The sequence below is a fragment of the Terriglobus roseus genome (assembly GCF_900102185.1).
In the GTDB taxonomy this organism is placed as follows: Bacteria; Acidobacteriota; Terriglobia; order Terriglobales; family Acidobacteriaceae; genus Terriglobus; species Terriglobus roseus_A.
In genome coordinates, this window is the sequence record NZ_LT629690.1 from 3,978,594 (window position 1) to 4,000,538 (window position 21,945).

Here is a 21,945-nt window from a genome sequence, read left to right on the forward strand (position 1 = left end):
AAAGGCGCAGGAAAGGCGAACATCTTTAAGTGTATCTGCACCGCGTTCCGTCATAGATACTTTGGGGATGCGCCCCTTGGAAGGTAATCGCTGGAGTTGGCCACGCATGATCGCATTGCTGTTGGCGCAATTGTGGCTTGCGCATGCAGCAGTTTTCTTTGCGCACGAATACGCGCACTCGTTCATGGCGTGGGCGCTGGGTTGGAAGTCGAATCCCTTTGCCCTGCATGTGCCACCAATCTCCGCCACAGTGATGGCGATCCAGCTTGGTATCGATCAGAACGTGGACGAAGCCGCAATCCTTGCCTCAGGACACGGTGTGCAGGCAGCACTGGTAAGTGGTGCTGGCGTACTAGGAAACGCTTTGATCACATTGCCATTAGGGCTTATCGGGTTTGCTTTCGCCCGCAAGCGGAACGCTGCAGGATGGGCCATGGCAGCGTATTGGGTGGTCGTCGCGAGCGTTGGGAATCTGCTTGACTATATCCCGGTTCGCACTTTTACCGATGGCACGGATTTGTTGATGGACACGTTCGCGGTGGAGAGTGGGCTTAACTGGTCGCCCTGGACACTGCTGTTGGTCGCGGGAATTCCCACCCTGCTTGTTACCGCATGGTTCTTTTTGAGGATGGAGCCAAAGGCGCTCCGCTGGCTGTTTCCGTATTCGCGTGGACAGCGAGCCGTATGTGCGTTGCTGACTGCCTTTGTGATCTTTTGCTTCTATGGTGCGGCTGGGTTGAGTGAAGGTGGCCCGGTGTCGCACCGGTTCTCCTTGTTCTCGATCTCCGTGGCATTTCCATTGATGGCAATTGTGAGCCTGCTCCTGGTGGAACGCCACCACAGCACTGCTACCCTAAAAGATGGAAGCAGGTACGCATAATGGCACCGGAAAAGAAGCGGCTCGGAAAAAAGCACAGGACAGCGCAGACGCGTCCGCATAAGGGGGCCACCCCCAAGGGGGCTAAGGCCGGTGCGTCGACGGTGGGTGGTGCCTCGCCCAAGGGGCGTAAGGGCATTGCTGCCAAGAAGTCTGCCGCGTTCAGCCAGAGCAAGGTGCGTACGCAGTCGCCTACCCGGCAGAAGGGTCGCGCCATTACCGGGGCACAGATGGCTCCCGGGGCGCTGCCCAAGGCAGAGCGTGAGCGGCTGGGGATTCCTGAGCCCACGCGGGCGCCCAAGGGTTCGCGTGGCATGGGTTCCAGCGCTGAGGTGCAGGAGAAGCGGTTGGTGCATCGCGCTGCCCTGAGCGATCCGGAGACGGAGAACGCCTTTGCCAGCACGCTGCCCATGATCGAGGAGGCGCAGCGTCCGTCGGACGCCATTGCCGCGCCGCTGTTCGCCATCTGCGGACGCCCCAATGTGGGTAAGAGCACCCTGTTCAACCGCCTGACCGGAACGCGCCGCTCCATTGTGGGCGACGAACCGGGCATCACGCGTGACCGCATCTACGGCGAGGTGGATTGGGAAGGACGCGTGCTGCGCATTGTGGATACGGGCGGTGTCATTCCCGACGATGAGGCGCTGATCCCACGGGAGATCTTCCGGCAGGCACAGATAGCGCTGGAAGAGGCTGAGGCCATTGTGCAGGTGGTGGACGGACGCAGCGAGTTGACGCTGCCGGACATTGACCTGGCGCGCCTGCTGATCCGCAGCGGCAAGCCTGTGTTCCTGGCGGTGAACAAGATGGACACCGCACAAATTGCGCCGCAGGCTGAGAGCTTCCGCACGTTGGGTTACAAGGATGTGTTCCCGGTGAGCGGCGAACATGGCCTTGGCATGGGCGACCTGATGGACGCAGTTGCCGCCGCGCTGCCGCAGACCGAGCCGGAAGAGGCAGAGGAGCTGGAAGAGGTCTGGGAGGATGAGGCCACAGACGAAGAGGCTCCGCGTGAGCGCAAGCTGCGCTCCCATGGCGAGCATGTCTCCAAGGAGACGAGCATTGCCATCATTGGCCGTCCGAACGTGGGCAAGTCCACACTCCTGAATGCGCTTACCGGATCAGGACGCGCTATTGTGTCGCCGATTGCGGGAACTACGCGCGATGCTGTGGACGAGACGGTGGAACGTAATGGACACAGCTTCCGGTTTGTGGACACTGCTGGTATTCGCCGTAAGGGCAAGACCACGCTAATGGCAGAGAAGCTGTCGGTCATCATGGCGCGCAAGCACCTGGAAGCCGCGGACGTGGCGCTGCTGGTGATTGATGCCACGGAAGGTGTCACCGGACTGGATGCCAACATTGGTGGCTATGCGCATGAGAGCGGCCGCAGCGTGGTGATCGTGGTGAACAAGTGGGACGCTGTGACCACCAACCGCGAAGATGGACAGGCTCCTGCGGATCAGAAGGTCTACACCGAACAGGTTCGCCATGCTTTGAAGTATCTGGATTACGCTCCGCTGATCTTCATCAGTGCGCGTGATGGCATCAACGTGGACGAGGTGTTCAAGAAGGTGCAGCTTGTGGCGCGAGAACGTCGTAAGCGTATTTCGACCGGCCAGATGAACAAGTTCCTGGATCACGTGGAGTTCGAGAAGGCAGGCGTTCCGTACAACAAGCGTCTTCGCATCTACTACATGACGCAGGCTGCAGTTGCGCCGCCGACGTTCATCCTGTTCACAGATCGCGATGTGAAGCTGCACTTCAGTTATGAACGCTTCCTGGAGAACCAGATTCGCGCGCAGTGGCGCTTTATCGGGTCGCCGATCTGGTTCAAGGTGCGAGCGAGGAATAAGAAGAGCGAGAAGTAAGTGCTGCGCACCGTTCTCGACGCCTTCGGCGTGAAAAGCCAGCAGTTTTGCTGGCTTTTTGCTTTTGCGAAGACTGATTGAGGGGTACCCCCTCCCCCCTGTTTTTCTAAAATCTTCTTTCTAGTGGGGTTACGGTTTCGGTGTCGCTAAAATCGTCTGTCTATTGGGGTTAGGGGCAAAATCGCCTTTCTAAAGGAGTTAGGGCCGCGCCAAGCGCGACCCTTTTCTCTCTGGTTCTATTTTAGTGATTTGGCGGAAATGCCATGCCAACTCTATTTCTTTTGGTTTGTTGGGGTTAAACGGTTCAGGGGCTTGACAGGCACTTCGTGCCGTTCTCGACGCCTTCGGCGTAATCGTTTATTTGCCTTCCTGAGGCGTTCTAGTGCGGGGAAGGAATGCAGGTCCTTCAGCTCCGCTTCGCTTCGTTCAGGATGACGGTCTTCGACCGGGGTTGGGTCAAACTCGCTGAAAATGCATCCATATTGGTGACGTTCTATTCTGGACGTGGAGGTGCGCATGGCGCACGATCACTCGCACGCACATCACCATCATGTACACGGACCCACCAGCGGCAAGCGGCTGTGGGTTTCGTTGGCCGTGACGTTGGCGTTTTGCGCGGGTGAGGCGATTGCCGGATGGGTGTCACATTCCCTGGCGCTACTCTCTGATGCCGGCCATAACGTGAGCGATGCCGTGGCGCTGGGGCTGGCCGCGTATGCCGTGGTGGCCATCAAGCGGCCTGCTGCCGGACGGCACACGTATGGTCATATTCGCGTCTCCACGCTGACCGCTTTGTTTAACAGCAGCACGCTGGTTTTGATTGCCCTTTGGATTGCCATTGAGGCAGTGGGGCGTTTTCGGAATCCGGAGCCGATTGAGGGCAACCTGATGATCTGGGTTGCCGCTATCTCGGTTTTGATGAACACGGTGATTGCCGTGGCGCTGGCGGGTGATGCAAAGCATAGCCTGAATTCACGCGCAGCATTCATCCATATGGCGGGCGATGCGTTGAGCGCGGCTGCTGTGGTGATTGCAGGCATCGTGGTGCGCTATACGGGATGGCTGTATGCCGATCCGATTGTGTCGCTGATGATTGCCGTGTTCATTTTCTGGAGCGCGATTGGCATTGTGCGCGAGGCGAGCGATGTGTTGATGGAGAAGGCTCCACCACATCTTGATCCGGAGACACTGGCTGCGCGTATTGGCGAGATTGAACCTGTTTGCAGCGTGCATGATGTGCATGTTTGGACGGTGGGTGAAGGTCGCAATCTGCTGAGCTGCCATGTGGCACTGCCTGCGAACCATACGCTGCTGGAGACGACGGCGATTGTGAGTCGCATTGAGAAGATGCTGCATGATGACTTCGGCATTGAGCATGCGACGATTCAGCCGGAAGAAGATGGGCTGTGTCGCATGGCACACGCAGCGACTGTGTTCTGCAGTATGGAAGCACATTCGCATTCCCATGTGCATTGATCTGTCAGTCTTTCGAATACCCTCAGCCCATGCCCTTTGCGCGCATGGGCTTGTTGTTTTTGACCCTATGAAAGCTCGCGGGAGCGCATTGGCGGTACGGGTTCATGTCGTGTGGCGGCGCTGGGAATTCACGTGCCGTTTAAATATGGGCGCATTTGACGTGACATGCTGAAAAACGACAGCGACAGTCGCAGCGATGCCGTAATTTGGCGTTCACATTTCCCTTGTCCGAACCATTGCGGGGCGGTGACACTGCAACTCCGTTGATGTCTCTTCACCTTCCTTTCTGAGTGGTTGGGAAGGTGTCCCCCTTATCTGCATTGCTTTCTGTGAGGCCTTTACCTTGAAAACAACTTTTGGATCGAAGCGACTGCTTTCTGCGCTGCTTTGTGCCCTCTGCGCGTTGCTGCTGAATGCTGCAGCGTTCGCTGTGCCGACTCCCGGTCACCTGGTGATCGCGCAAATATATGGTGGAGGCAGCAATAGCAGCGCTGCCTATGCGCATGATTACGTCATGCTCTACAACCCAACGGGTGCGGCGATCAGCCTGTCGGGCTATTCGCTTCAATACGCAAGCGTTTCGGGAACAAGTTGGACAACTGAAGTATTGCCTGCGGACAGCGTGCAGCCGGGTCATTACTACCTGATCGGTTTGTATTCCAACTCTCAGCAGAGCGGCACCGATGTTGGCGCTGCGCTGCCCACACCGGACTTTCAGGCCACTTCTGCAACGTATCTTTCCGGTGGCACGGAGCATACCCAGAACTACGGCATCAACATGTCTGCGCAGTATGGCAAGGTGTTGCTGTCGAACTCAGCCACCATCACTCCAGCAGGTACGAGCTGCCCTGTGGGGCTAGCTAACACAGTTGATTTCGTTGGCTTTGGTTCTGCTAATTGCTACGAGGGCTCGGCGCCTGCAGGGAATTCCGGCTATACGAACTCCACTGCCGTGGCGCGCAAAGATCCGTCGATCGACTCTGACGACAATGCCGCGGACTTTCAGCAGATTTCCGCGACGCCGCATAACAGCAGCTATGTTCCTTCGACAGCAGTAGACACACCGATCTCAACCATCCAGGCGAACCGTTCCACGTACGTGGGCAACAGCGTTATGTTTACCGGCGTAATCACCGTGGTGACAAATACCGGTTATTACATGCAGACGGCTTCGTCGACACCCGGTTCTACAGGCGATGAAGGTATCTACGTTTTCAGCGGGACCGGCAAGAACCCTGCAACTGCTGTGGTTGGCAACAATGTGACCGTTACCGGTTCATTGGCGTTGTATCCGGCCGCTACGACAAGCCACATGCCTTCGCTGGAAGTCACTGGCGCGACGCTGACAGTGAACAGCACGGGCAATACGTTGCCGACGCCGATCACGATCACGGCGCCTACGCCGACTGGCGACATCTATCAGCTTCGTCAGTACGAGAGCATGTTGGTAAGCCTGCCTTCAATGACCGCGGCGGGCCCCACGGATGCCTCGTTGGTGGAAAACACGGAGACAACGACTTCTACAGGCCAGTTCTACGTTGCGGGCTCGAGCATTCCGCGTCCGTTCCGCGAGCCGGGCATGGACTTCCGCGATTTTCCGTCAGCCACTTGCCCCAGCTTTGCAAATTGCCCTGCTGCAACCAATCCGACGACGGCAGCGGGTGCGGTTCGTCCCGCAAACCTGACACTGTATGACGACAACCCGGAGCGCTTGATTATTGAGAGTTCGCTGGGTGGGGGCACGGCGATTGATGTCGCGGCGGGTACGGTTATCACCGGCGCAACGGGTGTGGTGGATTACACCTACTCCACTGATTACCCCTATGGCGATCCGCCACGCATCATTCTGATGGCTACAAACCATCCGACGGTGTCGACCGCTGGTGCTGTGACGGTGAAGGCTTTGGCGCTGCCGACTGCAAACCAGTTCACGGTTGCGGCGTTCAATGTGGAGCGGTTCTACGATACCAACGCCGCGAACAACCTCTACTACCTGCCGCAAACTGGCAAGACGGCGACAACCTCCGCTGCGACTGTTACTCCCGATGCGTATGCGCGTCGTCTGAAGAAGTTCTCGCTTGCGGTGCGCACCGTTCTGAATAACCCGGACATCATCTCTGTGGAAGAGGCGGAGAATCTCCAGGTTCTGAAGGACATGGCCGCACAGATCGACGCGGACACGACGACTGGCACAAAGCCCGGCTATGTGGCCTATGGCACGGACTCGGTTACGACGTTCACCAATGACGGAACTGGTATCTCCGTTGGCTTCCTGGTGAAGCCAACGACCGTGAATGTGACGTCGTGGGAGCAGAAGGGTACGGACACCCTGATCCCCGCAGGCACATCCGCGCTGAATGATCGTCCGTCGCAGGTGTTGCACGCAACTATCAACCGTGGCACGGGCAACAAGCCTTACCCCATCACTGTGATCTCAAACCATCTGCGTTCGTTGAGCGCGGTGAATACGGCGGCTGTGCAGTCGAAGAAGGAGCTGCAGGCTGAAATGCTGGCGAACCTGATCCAGGGTTATCAGCAGGCGGGTGAGCATGTCATTGCAGTGGGTGACATGAATGCCTTCGAGTTCTCCGATGGCTATACGGATACGCTGGGCACGATCACTGGCAACGTTGGCAACGGCGTTGCCGTGATGCCGGGTGTGGCGATTGTAAATCCGGTGGCTACGGATCTGATCAACACTCTGCCAGCGAATGCGCGCCAGAGCTACACGGAGTGGGGCAATGCGCAGGTGCTGGATCACGCTGTGGTAACGGCAGACATTGCGAGCAGCTCGACGCTTGCAGTGGGCCACATTGATGCGGACTTCCCCGTTGTTCTGTACAACGATGCAACGACCCCCGCTGCGATGTCGGATCATGATCCGCTGCTGGCTTACCTGGCACTGCCTGCTCCTGTTACCACCGCAACGCTGACCGGCAATGGCACGTTTGCTACGGCGATCACGGTCGGTCAGTCATCGGCTGGTCAACAACTCACGCTGACGAATACGGGTGAGGCTGTTATCAGCATCACTGGCTTTACCATGACGGGCGACTTTGCGCAGAGCAACAACTGCGGATCGTCGTTGGCGGTGGGTTCGTCGTGCGCGATCAACGTGGTGTTCACTCCGACTGCGGCTGGTGCTCGCACTGGCAGCATCACGCTGAATGGTTCGGCTACGGTCACACCTGTGACGCTGAGCGGAACCGGACTGGCACCGGCTAACTTCACGATTGGCGATTCGTCGGGTAATACGACGACTTCGATCACTCTGAATGCTGGCGATTCCACGAACCTTACGTTGAAGTTCACGTCGCTGAATGGCTTTGCTGGTTCCATCACGGTGACCTGCGCAGCCAGCGGAACGGCGCCCACAGGCGTCGCCTGCACTCCCACTTCGCCGGTCACGCTGGCGGCGAGTGGAACGGCGACTTCAACCGTCGTTATCACCACAGTGTCGCGGTCGCTTCCTGCAGGATTGGGTATGCTTCCGGCGTCCGCTGCAGGACGCATCGCGTCGTTGCTGTTCGCAATGATCACCGGCCTGGTGATGTTGCTGGTGAAGCGTAAGGGACGGGCTGTTCGCACTGGCGGTCTGCTGATGGTTCTGTTCGTCTTCGCACTCGGCATCACGGGTTGCGGTAAGGACAAGGGCAACGGACCGAATCCGAGCGGCACACCGACGGGAACCTACACCTACAAGGTGACGGCGACCTCAGGCAGTGTGAGCCACGTGCAGACCATCAACCTGACAGTGAACTAAACCCACACCTGAACAGATGAGAGGGCCACGCGCGACGCGTGGCCCTCTTCTTTTGTGTGCTGGTAGCAGAGACAGCAAAGCCCTCTCCGCCGTGGTGGCAGAGAGGGCCTTGCGATGGTTTGAGAGCGACTTAAGCTGCTGCGGCGGGAACGAAGCCGTCGCAACCGCTGATGGGGGTTACCTTGAGGTGCAGGCTGGCATGCTTCGGATGCCCGCACTCGTCCACCATGACAACGTCTGCCTTGTGGCTGGTGAGAATGCTTACCAGGGCGCTGCTCTTGCTGTGGTGCTCGCCAAAGTGGGTACAGAGACCACACTGACCGTCATGAACTGCTTCCATAGGACACCTCCAAGAACTCAGTTATTTGGAGCCGGGGCAGCGCCCTCACGTTGCCTCAGTGCTCCAATGACGACAACCATAAACACACCGAAAACCCTTGTAAATTGCGACGTTTTCAGTCGCGTATCTATTTCCAAACACGACTAAACGGGTCGTAGATGGAGATTCTCTATGTGTTCAATGGTTTGTGTGGCTCCTGCGATGAAACGTTCCTAGCTCGCCTCTGGTTCGGGACGTTCTGCTTCAGACGGCGCACGGGTGTAACGCATCGCGATCCGATGGCCGATGCGGATCATCGGCGTTTCAATGAAGTGATAGGACAGGATGGCGCAAGCGAACGCAGCTGACCAACAGAGAAGGTGGTGCGAACGCCAGTCTCCAGGGCCGGGAGGATTCACGGGCACAAAGAATATCTGCTGCCAAAGATAGAGGCTGAAGGAGATGCGGCCAACGTAACGAAGCGGGGGCCATTCCAATAGCCGTGTGATGATGGAGCCGGGATGAAGGACCGTGGAGACGAGCAACAGAGGGTAAGTCAGAATCAGGGGGATGCGATCGTAGGTGGAATGGTGGACCTGCAGTCGCCAATAGATCGCCGCAGTTAACAAGAGGGCGATACTGGGATGCAGCCATCGAACGGCAAACGCCTGCACTCGCGGTTTGTTAAGTGCCAATGCAGTGATACTGCCAAGCACAATAACGTCGATAGCGATGTCAGTCCGCAGAAAGGGCTGCCAAGTAATGCTGGTAAGAGATGGATGGCGAAAGACAATGAGGCGCCACACCTGCAGAAAAACAACAAGGATGGTGAGGATTGCGAGACGTCCTCGCCGAACAACCACCAGAAACGCCGGAAGCAAGAGATAGAAGTGCTCTTCGACCGAAAGGCTCCAGAAATGCGACGTGAACCAGTATTCGTAGCCCTGCATTCCTGGCCACAGGTTGCGGATCATCAGCACCGAGCCGAGCAGACCATTCCAGTAAGCGGGAATCAGATGGAGTAGCGTGAGAACCGCAACGAATCCGAGATACGTTAACGCGGCAGGTTGGATGCGGAAGAGGCGGCGAAGATAAAAACCCTTAAGCGAGATGAATCCGGCTTCTGACTCCTCGCGCAGAAGTCGCCCACAGATGAGCATGCCACTGAGAGCGAAAAAAAGAGAGACACCGCGGTCGCCCGTTTCGTTTAGAAGCTGACGCCAATAGAGAGGAAGGCTTAATTGATCGTGCGCGAGAATGACCCAGAGGATGGCCAACGCGCGCCATCCATCTAACGATGGCAGATAGCCGGATCGTCTTCCGACGGGTGTCGCAGACGTGCCGGAGCCACGGTTTGTCATGGTGAGAAAGGATTGCCTCCGATGAGCAGAGTATACAGTGCCATAGACACAGCATTATGGTCTGGCGGGATGGCCTGAGACGGAAGATCGCACCTACAATGAAACTCTTGTACGCCCTCAAAAATCCATCTTCTGAAACCATCCTCGAGCCAGCATTGACGCCTGCGCAACGAACGGCCTTTGAGCGCAGCCTGCGGTCCTGGTATGAGCAACATGCGCGTGTGTTGCCGTGGCGGAACGTTCGTAATCCATATCGCACGTGGTTGTCAGAGGTCATGCTGCAGCAGACACGGGTGAACGCTGTGCTGGAGCACTACGAGCGGTTTCTGCGGCGGTTTCCCACCATCATTTCGTTGGCGTTGGCCCCGGAAGAGGAAGTGCTGGCGCAGTGGAGCGGTCTGGGATATTACCGACGCGCACGCATGCTGCATCGAACGGCGAAGCTGGTGGTGGAGGAATATGGTGGCGAGCTGCCTTCCACCTCCGCGGGACTGCGCAGGTTGCCGGGCATTGGAACCTATACTGCTGCAGCAATTGCGAGCATTGCGTTTGGCGAATCGATTGCCGTGGTGGATGGCAATGTGGAGCGGGTGCTGCTGCGAGTACTGGGGCTGCCAGAGACCTCAGGCGCGAAGATGGCGGAATTCCTGGAACGCACCGCGAATGCGCTGGTGCCGCGACGGAATGCTGGTGACCACAATCAGGCCATGATGGAACTGGGCGCGATGATCTGTACGCCGCGGTCGCCGCGGTGTGCTGAGTGCCCGGTGTTTGCGTTGTGCCGAACGCGCGGCGAACATCCCACGCTGGAACGCACGCCGATGCGCTCAGAACGTGTGCGTTATGCGCTGACCACCCGTCGCAAACAGGAAGGGCTGGAAGTGCTGTTGCAGCGGCGCCCGATGGAGGCTTCGCTAATGGCCAACATGCTGGAGCTGCCTCAGCTTTCCATGCACAAGGACACGGGCGCACTGGTGCTGCTGGAAGAGCCTCTGCTGCGAGTTCGGCACTCGATTGTGGGAACGAATTACTACGTGGAAGTGGTGGGTATGGCCACGCGGCGCGACGCGGGCAAACATGCGTTGCGCGGTGACGCGATGGAGTGGGTGCCCGCAACAAAATTGCAAGAAGTTCCGCTGACCGGGCTGGCACGTAAGGTGTTGCAGAGAATGAAGCTGATGAAGCTGCCGAGCGGGATGCCGCAGGAAGTTCCGCTGCTGATTGGGCGCGGCGGCCGAGCCTCCGCAGGTAAAAAAGGCTGACGACACACGGCGCAATTTACCGCGCAGTACTTGCCCGTGCGGGTATTTCCGTGTACATCCCATAAGGGAAGCATCCGCCGCCCCATTCCGTATGGCTGCGGACATTGATAACGGAAGACGTTCTGCACGGTGAGACCGTGCGCAGAAGGAAAGGCTTGTTATGGCAACGGAACGCAGCGCAAATGCAGTTTGGAACGGTGGTTTGAAGGACGGTAAGGGCGTGATCAGCACGCAGAGCGGTGTGCTGAAGGAACAGTCGTACACGTTTGTGTCGCGCTTTGAGAACGGCGCGGGCACGAATCCGGAAGAGTTGATTGCAGCGGCGCATGCAGGCTGCTTTTCCATGGCGCTGAGCGCCGAGCTGGAGAAGGCCGGGCACAAGGGCGAGAGCGTGGCCACCACAGCAACCGTGGTGCTTGAGTTTGTGAACGGCGCACCGACTGTGACCACGATCCACCTGAAGAACGAGTCAAAGGTGCCGGGGCTGGATGATGCAAAGTTCCAGGAGATTGCCGCTGGAGCCAAGCAGAACTGCCCCATTTCGCGTCTGCTGGCAGCTGCAAAGATTGATCTGGATGCGAAGCTGATTTCGTAAACCACGTCTTTTCTGAAGCAGTGAGGGGCCCCGGATATCCGGGGCCTTTTCATTGCGAAAAATATTTGGTCACCGAAAACATTTTTTGCATTCGCGTGCGTTTCTGCTTCCGTTTCTGTTGACATAGACAGCCTATGCCAGATACGTTCACTGGCATAGGCAATCTATGCCAGTCGAGGCGCACACCTGATGAAGCACAACGAAATTCCGCCCGGATCGCTGACGTTATTGATTCTTCGCACGCTGTCGCGACATGGAACGTTGCATGGTTACGAGATTGCGGAATCGATTTTGCAAACCTCCGGCAACATTCTGGAAGTGGAAGAAGGATCGCTGTATCCCGCATTGCAGAAGATGCTGGTGAACGACTGGGTGAAGGCGGAGTGGGGTGTGACGAAGGGCAATCGTCGTGCGCGCTATTACCAGTTGACCGCTGCAGGGAAGAAACAGCTTGCCGCAGAGTCTTCAAACTTTGAGCGCGTTTACAGCGCCATTGCACGCGTGTTGCAGACGGCTTAGTCAGCCATCATTCGCTTTTCGATTTTCCATTTCTGTTGCAGGAGAAATCCGCCATGTCAGTTCTTCGTCGTATGCAGATGCTGTTTCGCCGCTCGCGTTTTGATTCTGAATTGGAAGAGGAGATGCGTCTCCACATGGATTTACGCGAAGAAGAACAACGCTCTGCTGGAGCCACGCCGGAAGAAGCAAGGCGACAGAGCAGGCGCGACTTTGGCAATCCTACTGTGCTGCGCGAGCGCAGCCATGCCGCATGGGGATGGGGATGGCTGGAGTCGCTGATGCAGGACATTCAGTATGCGGTGCGCTCGATGATGCATGCGAAGGCGCTGACGCTCATGGCGCTGCTTTCGTTGAGCCTTGGCATTGGAGCGAATGTTGCCATCTTCAGTTTTCTGGATGCGCTGGTGCTGCGTTCGTTGCCGGTGACGAAGCCTGCGGAACTGGTGTTGTTGGGCAACGGCGATGACGCAGGCGTAACGGATGATTATGGCTCGACGACGCTGTATTCTTATCCGTTTTTTCGTGAGTTACGCAAGAGCAACACGGTGTTCTCAGACGTTGCAACCGTCATGAGTTTCGGCAGCGAGATGCATGGCACGCTCGATAACCGAGACAGCATGCAGAAGCTTACTGGCGACACCGTATCCGGCACATTCTTTTCAACGCTTGGTGTTGAGCCTACGATGGGTCGTTTCTTTCGCGATGAGGAAGATCGCGTTGAGGGAACGTTTCCTGTCGTGGTGGTGAGCTATGCGTTCTGGCAATCGGCATTTCAAGGGACGCCGGACATTCTGAATCACACGTTGAAACTGGCGGATACGACCTTCAACATTATTGGCGTTGCGCCGCCGGGATTCTTTGGAATTGAAGTGGGCCATGCGCCGGATTTTTGGGTGCCGATGGCGATGATGCAGTCGTTGCCAGCGCACAGCAAGGGTTATAACGACGGCTTCTTTCAATCGAACTATGTGTTCGGACGGCTGAAGCCGGGTGTGACGCGCGCGCAGGCTGAGGCAGAGACGAATCTGCTGTATCAGCATATTGTTCGGTCGTTTCCAAACGCCGATCTGAATGCGTATAACCTGTCCCATCTGCAGAACGCGCATGTGCAACTGACGAACATGTCAACGGGACGCTCGTTCCTGCGTAATACGTTCTCTGATCCGTTGAAGATTTTGATGGGTGTGGCCGCGCTGGTGTTGCTGATTACGTGCGCCAACATTGCCAATCTGTTGCTGGCGCGAGCGACGACACGCACGCATGAGTTTGCGGTAAGGCAGGCATTTGGAGCGCAGCGTGTGCGGTTGATCCGGCAATTGTTGACGGAGAGTCTTCTGCTTTCTGTTGCAGGTGCAGCACTTGGTGTTGTGCTTGCGCTTGCTGCGGATCGCGTGTTGCTACGAATGATTTCTGGCGGGCCGGATGCGAACCTGCTTCCGCTAGACATCTCGCTCAACGTGCGACTGCTTGCCTTTACGCTGTTTGCCACCGTGGGTACGGCGGTACTGTTCGGACTGATGCCTGCCCTGCGTGCATCGCGTGTGGCTGTGAATGAAGGATTGAAGGAGAGTCGGCGTAGCAACAGCAATGCGCGCAGTCCGCTGGGCAAGGGCCTAGTGATTGCGCAGATTGCGCTGTCGCTGGTGTTGAGTGTGGCTTCCGTTCTGTTTCTGCGAACGCTGGTGAATCTGACACGTGTGGATACGGGCTTTCCGCGTAACGGCGTCATGCTGGTGGACATGGATTCCAGCGTGCTGGGCATGAAGGGTGAAGACCCGCGCATGATTTCGATGTTCCAGGAGATTGAGCAGCGTGTGGGCGCGTTGCCACAGGTAAAAGCCGCAAGCTTTGCCGCGTTCACCTTCGCGCAGGGCAGTTGGAACGGGACGCTGACTGTGCCGGGGATGCCGTTCAAAGAAAACATCATGGTGAAGCACAACGTGATTGGCAACGGCTATTTCAACACGATGCAGATTCCTTTTCTGGCAGGCCGCACATTTGGTCCGCAAGACAATGCAACGTCGCACCATGTGGTGATTTTGAGTGAGAGTATTGCGCGTGACTACTTCCCCGCTGGTGTGAGTCCGATCGGTCGCCATATGTACTACGGCAAGGGTGCGGACCCCAAGAAGGAAGTTGAGGTAATTGGCGTTGTGCGCGATGTGAAGTTCGGGAGCCTGAACGAGAAGCAGGAATACATCGACTACTATCCGAATCCACAGCATCCGTGGGGTTATGGAAGGCTGGTGGTGCGCTATGACGGCGACTTCGCAACAATGTCCACTGCCGTGCAGAACACGATTCGTTCTGTGAATCGCAGCCTGGTGATCGATCATGTGACGACGCTGGATCGCGTGATTGAACGCACGGTAGTGAATCAGAGCCTGATGGCTCAGCTCTCCACAGCTTTTGGTCTGCTTGCAGTGCTACTTTCCGCAATCGGTATCTATGGGTTGATGAGCTACCTGGTGGGTCAGCGCACGGGCGAGATCGGCATTCGCATGGCGCTGGGTGCGTCGCACACGGGTGTGCGGTGGATGGTGATGCGGGAGATCACGATGCTGGTGGTCAGCGGCGTTGCAGCAGGGATCGTGCTGACGCTGCTTTGCGGGCAGCTGGTTCGCAACATGCTGTACGGCATTGCGCCATCGGAGCCGGTGAGCCTGATTGTTTCAATTGTTGGACTGACGACGATTGCGATGGCGGCTGGGTATATCCCTGCGCGGAGAGCTTCGCGTGTGAACCCGATGCAGGCGTTGCGCTACGAATAGCGAAGCGCTGTCCCGGCTCTTTGATCGATGAAAAGGGCCGGGCAGAGAAATAAACGTGTGCCGAGGTGTGACATTCCGTTGAATCGCTTGCCACAGTTTGTTCCGCACACCTAGAATCTCGCTTCGGGGGACTGTTCCTCCTCACGAAGGGATTACTGCGCTCATGAACATCACTCGCCGCGACTTTGGTCGCCTTGCAGCAGCCGGCATTTCCGCCGCTGCGCTCCAACCGCGTTCGCTGTTTGGCCAAGGCAAGCCGAACTCGAAGATCAACGGCGTACAGATTGGCGTCATCAGTTACTCCTATCGCCAGATGAAGCCGTTCGATGCGCTGTCCGTGTTGAAGTACGCCGTGGAAGACGGCATCAACGCCACCGAACTGGAGAACGTGCAGGAACTGTGGGCAGGTCTGCCCCCCGCGCCGCCGCGCCCCATGGGACCGCCGCCCGCACCGGGCGCACCGCGTCCTCAGATGTCAGAAGCAGCGAAGGCTGCGCAGCTTGCACACGCTGAAGAAGTGACCAAGTGGCGCACCACCATGGACGTGAACAAGTATGCGGAACTGCGCAAGCTGTATAACGACGCGGGCGTGAGCATCTACGCATTCAAGATCACGCTGACCGACCGTATGCCCGATGCTGAGTTTGATTACGCCTTCAAGGCAGCCAAGGCCTGCGGCGCAAACCACCTGACCATGGAGATGCCGGACAACAATCCGGGGCTGACTGCTCGCATTGGCAAGTTTGGCGAGAAGTACAAGATGCGCATGGGCTACCACGCGCACACGCAGGCCAAGCCGGATACGTGGGACGAAGCGATGGCACAGTCGCCGTGGAACTGCATCAACCTGGACATTGGCCACTACACCGCCGCTGGCAATCACGACCAGATTGCGTTCATCCAGAAGAACCATGCGCGCATTACGAGCATGCACCTGAAGGATCGTCAGTACCCGGAAAAGGGCGGCCAGAACCAGCCCTTCGGTCAGGGCGACACCCCCATCAAGGAAGTGCTGCAGCTGATGAAGAAGGAGAAGTACAACTTCCCTGCAACCATCGAGCTGGAGTACAAGCTGCCGGATGACTCCGACGCAGTGAAGGAAGTGGCAAAGTGCCTGGCTTACGCGAAGAGCTGCCTGGCGTAAATCCGTTTCACAATGAGAGATACAAGAAGGCCCGCTCAACGCGGGCCTTCTTGTTGCACCAAGATAATACTTTCGGTCGACCATGAAGTTCTGCTATATACGCTGTACCCCTCATGATTTCCGTACGCGTACGCCCCTTGCTTGTTTTTGCTGCCATTGCCTCTTCCTGCTTCGCCCAAAACTCCTCGTCACCTGCCAGCAGCCAATCCGACCCCTACCGCGACGAGCCCTACGTTTTTGAAAAGCTGGACACCACGGTCCACGTCAAACCGGATGGGACGGGAGAAGACATTGTTCACGTGATTCTGCGGGTGCAATCGGAGGGCACGGCGCGGCAGTTTGCGGTGCTGGCTGGGGCGTATGCGTCTGCCAATGAGACAGCGACCTTTGATTTTGCACGGGTGCATAAAGCGGATGGAAGCACGGTAGAGACGCCGGTCTCGGACACGATGGAAATGTCGTCAGAAGTGACTCGACAAGCTCCTGTTTATAGCGATATCCGTGAAAAACATCTACCTTTGCGATCGCTCTCTGTGGGTGATCGATTGGAATATCAATTTCACAAGGTGCGTACGAAGTCGGAAGCGCCAAATCAATCCTGGGGAATCCAGCGCTTCGCTATAGGTTCCGGTGTGGTGCTGTCACAGACGATTACCCTGGACGCGCCTACAGGGATGTATCTACAGGTTTGGAGTCCAAATCACCCTGTGACACCGAGGGAAGCAAACGGACTGAAATCATGGACCTGGACCTTCTCGCAGACTAAGCCTTCTGCAAAAGATGAAAACGGCCGTATGACGGCCGCAGTGGTAAAAGACCCGGACGAAGATGGCGATGGCCGCAAGCTACCGTCCGTAGCGTGGACCACTTTTCATAGTTGGGCAGAAGTTGGGGACTGGTATCGCGGGTTGGCGCTGCAACGTGCGGAACCCACAGAGGCTTTGAAAGCTAAAGCAGCAGAATTGACTAAGGATGCGAAGACGCCAGAGGAGCAGGTACGCGCGCTGTATCGTTATGTGGCCATGCAGACACGCTATGTGGGCATCAGCCTTGGCGTTGGCCGCTATCAGCCCCATGCCGCAGCAGAAGTACTCAGCAACCAGTATGGCGATTGCAAGGACAAGGACACGCTGCTGGAATCGCTACTGAAGGCGAAGGGATTCACTACGGCTCCTGCGCTGATCGGTGCCGGCATCACTGCTGTACCTGACGTGCCCACTCCCGCTGTCTTCAATCACGTGATCACAACGGTGCTGTTGCCCGGCATACCCGACCGAATCTGGCTAGACAGCACAGCAGAGGTCGCGCCTTACCGCGTGCTGGTGCCCGTGCTGCGAGATGTCAATGCGTTGGTAGTGCCGGTGGACTCACAGGCATCGCTGGTGAAGACACCTACGGATCCACCCTTTCCTTATCGCGAAATCTTTAACGCCGATGCCACGCTGGACAATAAAGGGCTTCTGAAATCACATATGACCGAGTCCGTCCGTTCGGACAACGAGTTAGCATTTCGCGTGATGTTACGACAGCTTTCTCCATCGCAGTGGGATCAGGCGATGCAGATGGTTGGTCAAACAATGGGATTCGGAGGCAAGGTAAGCAACACCGATCTTCGGCAGGGGGATTCAGACGCTCCCGTACAGCTTGCCTGGGACTACACTCGCGAGAACTATGCCGGCTGGAAAAACGGCAATACCCAGCCGTTATTTCCTGACCTGGAAATCACCACAATCGACAAGGACAAAGCTCCGGAACACGATATCGACTTGGGCGCACCGCGCACACTCGAAGCGCACACAATCATTACGTTGCCCGAAGGATATCGCGCGGAGCTTCCAGAAGCGCAGCATGTGAAGCGCGATTACACCACCTATGACCAAACATACCGTCTGGCTGACGGCAAACTGTTGGTTGATCGCAAAGTCGTAGTGCTACTGCACAAAGTGTCGAAGGAACAATGGAAGGACTACATCGCCTTCACACATGCGGCCGGGATGGATGCGGGTGAAAGCTACATTCGCCTGATTGCACCTGCTTCTAAACCCTCCTCTCAGGGATTGTCGAAGTCAGATTCGACTGGGACAAAAATCCAAATACCCGCGAACACTGTTTCCGTTCAACAGCTCATGGCACAGGCAAACGCCGATTACCGCAAAGGCGACTTCGTAGAGGAACGCCGCGTGCTTCAACAGGTACGTGACCGTAATCCTGACACGCCCTACCTGATGAGCATGCTTGGCTATTTAGCTGGACGCGACGGTAAAACCGATGAAGCCATTGCCGATTTCGAAATTGAGCTTAAAAATCACCCGGATGATCACAGCAATATCCCATATCTATTGGCTGGCTATTACATAAAGCAAAAGCGTTACGACAAGGCCGAAGCATTGCTGCAGTCATACAGTAACCGCGACGAAGTCCTAATTGCAGGCTCACTGGCCAACGTGCGCAGCTTGCAGGGAAAGCACACGGAAGCTGCCGCTACGTACGAAGCCTTCCTCAAGAAACATCCCGAAAACCGCAATGTTGAGTATGGATTGGCCAAGGAACTGTATGAGGACCACCGCTTTGATGAGGCTGTGGTGCATGCACGACATTCCATGGAGGGCAGCGACGATGCCAATCTCATCAATAACAACGTCTATCTGCTCTCGGAAATGAAGCGCGAGCTGCCCTTCGCGGAAGAGAATGCCCGACGCGCTATTACCTTGCTCGAGAAGACAACAGCGGAAACCCCAGTGGAGTCAGCCAATACCAAGACCTTTGCCGCATCTTCTAACATGACTGCCGCATGGGACACTCTCGCCTACATCCTCATGCTGGAAGGCAAGCCGCAAGATGCCCTGCCGTGGTTCCGTGCCGCGTGGTTCAATCGCTCGGAAGTTGTCGTCGGAAATCATCTTGGCCAGGTTTATGAGGCACTGCATCAGGAGCCGCGAGCGCTGGCGATCTACCGCCTTGCCCTTTCGACGGAGAACGCATCCGCGGCAAAGGAAGACCATGAGGCTGCGGCTTCCGCCCAGTTGCGACTGACACAGGCTGGAACATCCCCCTCAAAAGACGAACCGGCATCGGTGCAAGAAATGCGAACGCACAAAGTGAAGCGCCCCGCTGATTTGAGCGGAGGTGGCACGGTGCGCATTGCTATCGCCAACGGCGCGATTGCAGAAGTTGCACTCGTGAGTGGCGACAGCAGCCTGCGACCCGTGCTGGATGAGATTCGAGGATTGAAGCTGGAGGGATATACACCTCCGGGTTCGAATGGACACGTCTTTCGCGACGCTGTACTTTACTGCGGAGCCTCGTCGGCCACGTGCGATTTCGTCTTCATGCTTCGGAACGGGATTGGGGCAGAGGGCGATGCCCGGTAAAAGCAAATTCATCTTTTGCTTGATCTCGGACTGATCCTGTCGTATTTTGAAAGTACGGCAGAAATTGCCGTTTTCTGAGGCTCTCCTTAAAGGGAGAGGAGAGAAGTGCGTGCCGCTTCGGCGGTGAGCCTCTCCTACGCTAACGCGCGAGCCCGTCTCGCCCCCAGAGAAAATCCGCTGTTGCGGTTCCCCGTGCGTGTATGCGCGGCCGCGGCGGTGTGTTTAGAAGGATGTTTGTTTTGAAACCTATCTATTTCTCCTCGGTTCTCCTTGCTTCGTTTTCCGCGATCTCTCAGGTCGCTGTTTGCCAGTCGAATACATGTTCTGAAGATAAGTCGACGCCGATCCAGGCTGTGACGCTGCAGGTGCAGGACGGCAGTGGCGCTACGGTGGAACGCGCTGCGGTGGAAGTTCGTTGCGGTGCTACGGTGTATCGCGTGCAGACCGGCGCTCACGGTGAAGTGGCGCTGTCACTGCATCCCGGCAGCTACAACGTTTCTGTACAGGCGCCGGGCTTTGCCGCGTTGCAGCAGGAGAACGTAGCGCTCTCTGGTGGCGCGCAGCCCACTGTGTTGAAGTTGCAGGTGGGATCAGCGACTGACGTTATCAGCGTGACGGCGAACACCGGCTTTGTTCCTTATGCGTCGAATGCTGGATCGAAGACGAACGCACCGTTGATTGAAGTGCCGCAATCGATTTCTATTGTTAGCGAACTCGAGATGCAGTCGCGCAACGTCATCACCATGAACGAAGCGCTGCGTTACACGCCCGGCGTACAGGCGGATGAGTTTGGTGTGGAGCCGCGTTTTGATTGGTTGAAGATTCGCGGATTTGCAGCAGAAACCTTTGGTGTATTCCGCGATGGTATGCGCTTCAATTCCCTCTCTGGCAAGCTGGATCCGTACGAATTGGAAAGCGTGGAAGTGTTGCGCGGACCTTCGTCTGTGCTCTATGGCCAGGTGCCTCCGGGTGGATTGATTAACCAGGTTACGAAGCGTCCTTCTGCGGAGCGTCGTACGGAAGTGGGCATGCAGCTTGGAGCCTTCACGCGTCGCGAAGGATTCTTCGACACGACTGGCTCCATCGATAAGAACCAAGTGTGGCAGTATCGTTTGCTGGGTGTGTTGCGCAATAGTGATACGCAGACGAACTACACGCCGGACAATCGCCGATTAATTGCACCGTCGTTCACTTACAAGCCCAGCGATCGCACCAACTTTACCTTCCTTGGTGATTGGCAGCATGACGGAACTCGTTGGAGTCAGTTCCTGCCTGCGAGCGGCACGCTTTACAGCAATCCGAACGGCGTAATTCCTGTGAGCACGTTTGTTGGTGAGCCGGGGTGGGAGAAGGTGAAGCGCGATCAGGCGTCGGCTGGCTACACCGGCGACCATCTCTTTAATGATGGATGGAATCTGCACTCGAACTATCGCTACCAGTACATCAACTTCCAGGGCAGCACGGTGTATGGCACGGGCTTTGATGGCAACAGCACAACGATGGTGACGCGTTATGCGTATGAACTGCCGCGCTGGAACCGCATCAACACGCTGGATAATCGCGCGCTGCGTCGTTTCACCAATGGTGATTGGGAACAGACTGTGCTGTTTGGTTATGACTATCAGCACGTCGCCATTAAGAGTCAGCAGGCCTTTGCGCAAGTGGCGGACATCAATATCTTCAAGCCGGTTTACGGTGTGACGACGATCCCCAACATGTCGCCGTATCTGTATCAGGACAACCTGCTGCAGCAGCACGGCCTGTACGCGCAGGATCAGATCAAGTATCGCAATCGCCTTATCTTCACCGTGGGTGGACGTCAGGACTTTGCGAAGAATGACATTGCAGATTTTCTTGCGCACACGGAGACAGGCCATCTTGATCAGCGATTCACGGGTCGTGCGGGTGTTGGTTATCTGACATCGAGCGGTATCTCGCCTTATGTTTCGTTCTCCACCAGCTTTCTGCCCAACGCAGGCAGCTATGTGTATAACGCAACGACGGGGCAATCGACCGATCCGGCGAAGCCGTCCGATTCGCGACAGATTGAAGCTGGTGTGAAGGTGCAGCCAAACACATGGAACAGCTACTTCACCGCTGCGTTCTTCCAGATCAATCAGACGAACGTGCTGGTGAGCAATGCTGCATTTCAAACTACGCAGACCGGCGAAGTACGCTCGCGTGGTGTGGAGTTGGAAGCGATCGCAAGCCTACAGCATGGCCTGAGCCTGCATGGTGGATACACCTTCACTGCAACAGAGACCTTGAAGGACCAGACAGCTGCAAACATTGGCAAGTGGCTATCGCAGACGCCGAGGAACCAGGTGTCGATGCTTGCGGATTACACCGTGGCGAATGGACATTTCAGCGGACTGGGTGGCAACTTTGGTGTTCGGTTTGTTGGTACCAATGCAGCAGACAGCGCGAACAGCTTCTTTGTTCCGAACTATGCGTTGCTGGATGCGGGTCTTCGCTTTGGATATCGCGGCATGCTGTTTACGGTGAATGCGACCAACCTGACAGACAAGCGCTATGTGGCTACGTGCAGCGGCCTGGCTTACTGCTACTACGGCTATGCGCGCAACGTTATTGGACAGGTGAAGTACCACTTCTAAA

General features: G+C 56.7%; 13 protein-coding genes. 11 read left to right on the forward strand and 2 right to left on the reverse strand.

What is annotated here, in order from left to right; all coding sequences use genetic code 11:
* Positions 1-106 precede the first annotated feature (106 nt).
* The 4 genes from BLT38_RS16615 (at position 107) to BLT38_RS16630 (ending at position 7,987) form a co-directional block, all read left to right on the forward strand.
* Entirely contained in the window at positions 107-880 is a 774-nt protein-coding gene (locus BLT38_RS16615; RefSeq protein ID WP_083346194.1) for a hypothetical protein, read from the forward strand.
* The gene (gene der / locus BLT38_RS16620; protein WP_083346195.1) at positions 880-2,748 is read left to right on the forward strand and encodes a ribosome biogenesis GTPase Der; all 1,869 of its coding nucleotides are present in this window, start codon (positions 880-882) and stop codon (positions 2,746-2,748) included. Before BLT38_RS16615 ends, der begins: the two co-directional genes overlap by 1 nt.
* A 516-nt stretch (positions 2,749-3,264) precedes the next feature.
* Positions 3,265-4,224, forward strand: coding sequence for a cation diffusion facilitator family transporter (locus BLT38_RS16625; protein WP_083346196.1), 960 nt, complete (start codon positions 3,265-3,267; stop codon positions 4,222-4,224).
* Positions 4,225-4,567: 343 nt separating this feature from the next.
* Complete coding sequence (locus BLT38_RS16630) at positions 4,568-7,987, forward strand: lamin tail domain-containing protein (RefSeq protein ID WP_156785177.1); 3,420 nt, start codon at positions 4,568-4,570, stop codon at positions 7,985-7,987.
* A gap of 130 nt (positions 7,988-8,117) precedes the next feature.
* Here BLT38_RS16630 and BLT38_RS16635 read toward each other — a convergent pair whose 3' ends face one another.
* Entirely contained in the window at positions 8,118-8,327 is a 210-nt protein-coding gene (locus BLT38_RS16635) for a hypothetical protein (RefSeq protein WP_083346198.1), read from the reverse strand.
* Between the two features lie 212 nt (positions 8,328-8,539).
* Positions 8,540-9,667 carry an acyltransferase family protein gene (locus BLT38_RS16640; RefSeq protein ID WP_083346199.1) on the reverse strand — a complete coding sequence of 376 codons (1,128 nt, stop codon included), beginning with the start codon at positions 9,665-9,667 and terminating at the stop codon, positions 8,540-8,542.
* A 98-nt stretch (positions 9,668-9,765) separates the two neighbouring features.
* On the opposite strand from BLT38_RS16640, the gene BLT38_RS16645 reads away from it, so the two are divergent.
* The 7 genes from BLT38_RS16645 to BLT38_RS16675 all read left to right on the forward strand — a co-directional run bounded on the left by BLT38_RS16645 (position 9,766) and on the right by BLT38_RS16675 (position 21,944).
* Positions 9,766-10,929, forward strand: a complete 1,164-nt coding sequence (locus BLT38_RS16645; protein ID WP_083346200.1) for an A/G-specific adenine glycosylase — start codon at positions 9,766-9,768, stop codon at positions 10,927-10,929.
* Positions 10,930-11,089: 160 nt separating this feature from the next.
* Positions 11,090-11,524 (forward strand): OsmC family protein, encoded by a 435-nt coding sequence (locus BLT38_RS16650; protein ID WP_083346201.1) that lies wholly within the window; start codon positions 11,090-11,092, stop codon positions 11,522-11,524.
* A gap of 189 nt (positions 11,525-11,713) precedes the next feature.
* Positions 11,714-12,043: a PadR family transcriptional regulator gene (locus tag BLT38_RS16655; protein WP_047491891.1), complete on the forward strand. Its 330-nt coding sequence runs from the start codon at positions 11,714-11,716 to the stop codon at positions 12,041-12,043.
* Between the two features lie 53 nt (positions 12,044-12,096).
* A complete protein-coding gene (locus BLT38_RS16660; protein WP_083346202.1) occupies positions 12,097-14,814 on the forward strand; it encodes an ABC transporter permease in 2,718 nt (905 codons plus the stop codon).
* A gap of 163 nt (positions 14,815-14,977) precedes the next feature.
* Positions 14,978-15,958: a sugar phosphate isomerase/epimerase family protein gene (locus BLT38_RS16665; RefSeq protein WP_083346203.1), complete on the forward strand. Its 981-nt coding sequence runs from the start codon at positions 14,978-14,980 to the stop codon at positions 15,956-15,958.
* Positions 15,959-16,071: 113 nt separating this feature from the next.
* Positions 16,072-19,329, forward strand: a complete 3,258-nt coding sequence (locus BLT38_RS16670; protein WP_083346204.1) for a DUF3857 domain-containing protein — start codon at positions 16,072-16,074, stop codon at positions 19,327-19,329.
* Positions 19,330-19,568: 239 nt separating this feature from the next.
* Positions 19,569-21,944 (forward strand): TonB-dependent siderophore receptor, encoded by a 2,376-nt coding sequence (locus BLT38_RS16675; protein WP_172838318.1) that lies wholly within the window; start codon positions 19,569-19,571, stop codon positions 21,942-21,944.
* Position 21,945: the final 1 nt, after the last annotated feature.

What these genes read in the sequence shown, in the direction of transcription:
- BLT38_RS16670 (WP_083346204.1), top strand. Translation starts at nt 16,072, where the DNA reads ATGATTTCCGTACGCGTACGCCCCTTGCTTGTTTTTGCTGCCATTGCC.
- BLT38_RS16650 (WP_083346201.1), top strand. Translation starts at nt 11,090, where the DNA reads ATGGCAACGGAACGCAGCGCAAATGCAGTTTGGAACGGTGGTTTGAAG.
- BLT38_RS16665 (WP_083346203.1), top strand. Translation starts at nt 14,978, where the DNA reads ATGAACATCACTCGCCGCGACTTTGGTCGCCTTGCAGCAGCCGGCATT.
- BLT38_RS16660 (WP_083346202.1), top strand. Translation starts at nt 12,097, where the DNA reads ATGTCAGTTCTTCGTCGTATGCAGATGCTGTTTCGCCGCTCGCGTTTT.
- BLT38_RS16625 (WP_083346196.1), top strand. Translation starts at nt 3,265, where the DNA reads ATGGCGCACGATCACTCGCACGCACATCACCATCATGTACACGGACCC.
- BLT38_RS16615 (WP_083346194.1), top strand. Translation starts at nt 107, where the DNA reads ATGATCGCATTGCTGTTGGCGCAATTGTGGCTTGCGCATGCAGCAGTT.
- BLT38_RS16635 (WP_083346198.1), bottom strand. Translation starts at nt 8,327, where the DNA reads ATGGAAGCAGTTCATGACGGTCAGTGTGGTCTCTGTACCCACTTTGGC.
- BLT38_RS16645 (WP_083346200.1), top strand. Translation starts at nt 9,766, where the DNA reads ATGAAACTCTTGTACGCCCTCAAAAATCCATCTTCTGAAACCATCCTC.
- der (WP_083346195.1), top strand. Translation starts at nt 880, where the DNA reads ATGGCACCGGAAAAGAAGCGGCTCGGAAAAAAGCACAGGACAGCGCAG.
- BLT38_RS16655 (WP_047491891.1), top strand. Translation starts at nt 11,714, where the DNA reads ATGAAGCACAACGAAATTCCGCCCGGATCGCTGACGTTATTGATTCTT.
- BLT38_RS16640 (WP_083346199.1), bottom strand. Translation starts at nt 9,667, where the DNA reads ATGACAAACCGTGGCTCCGGCACGTCTGCGACACCCGTCGGAAGACGA.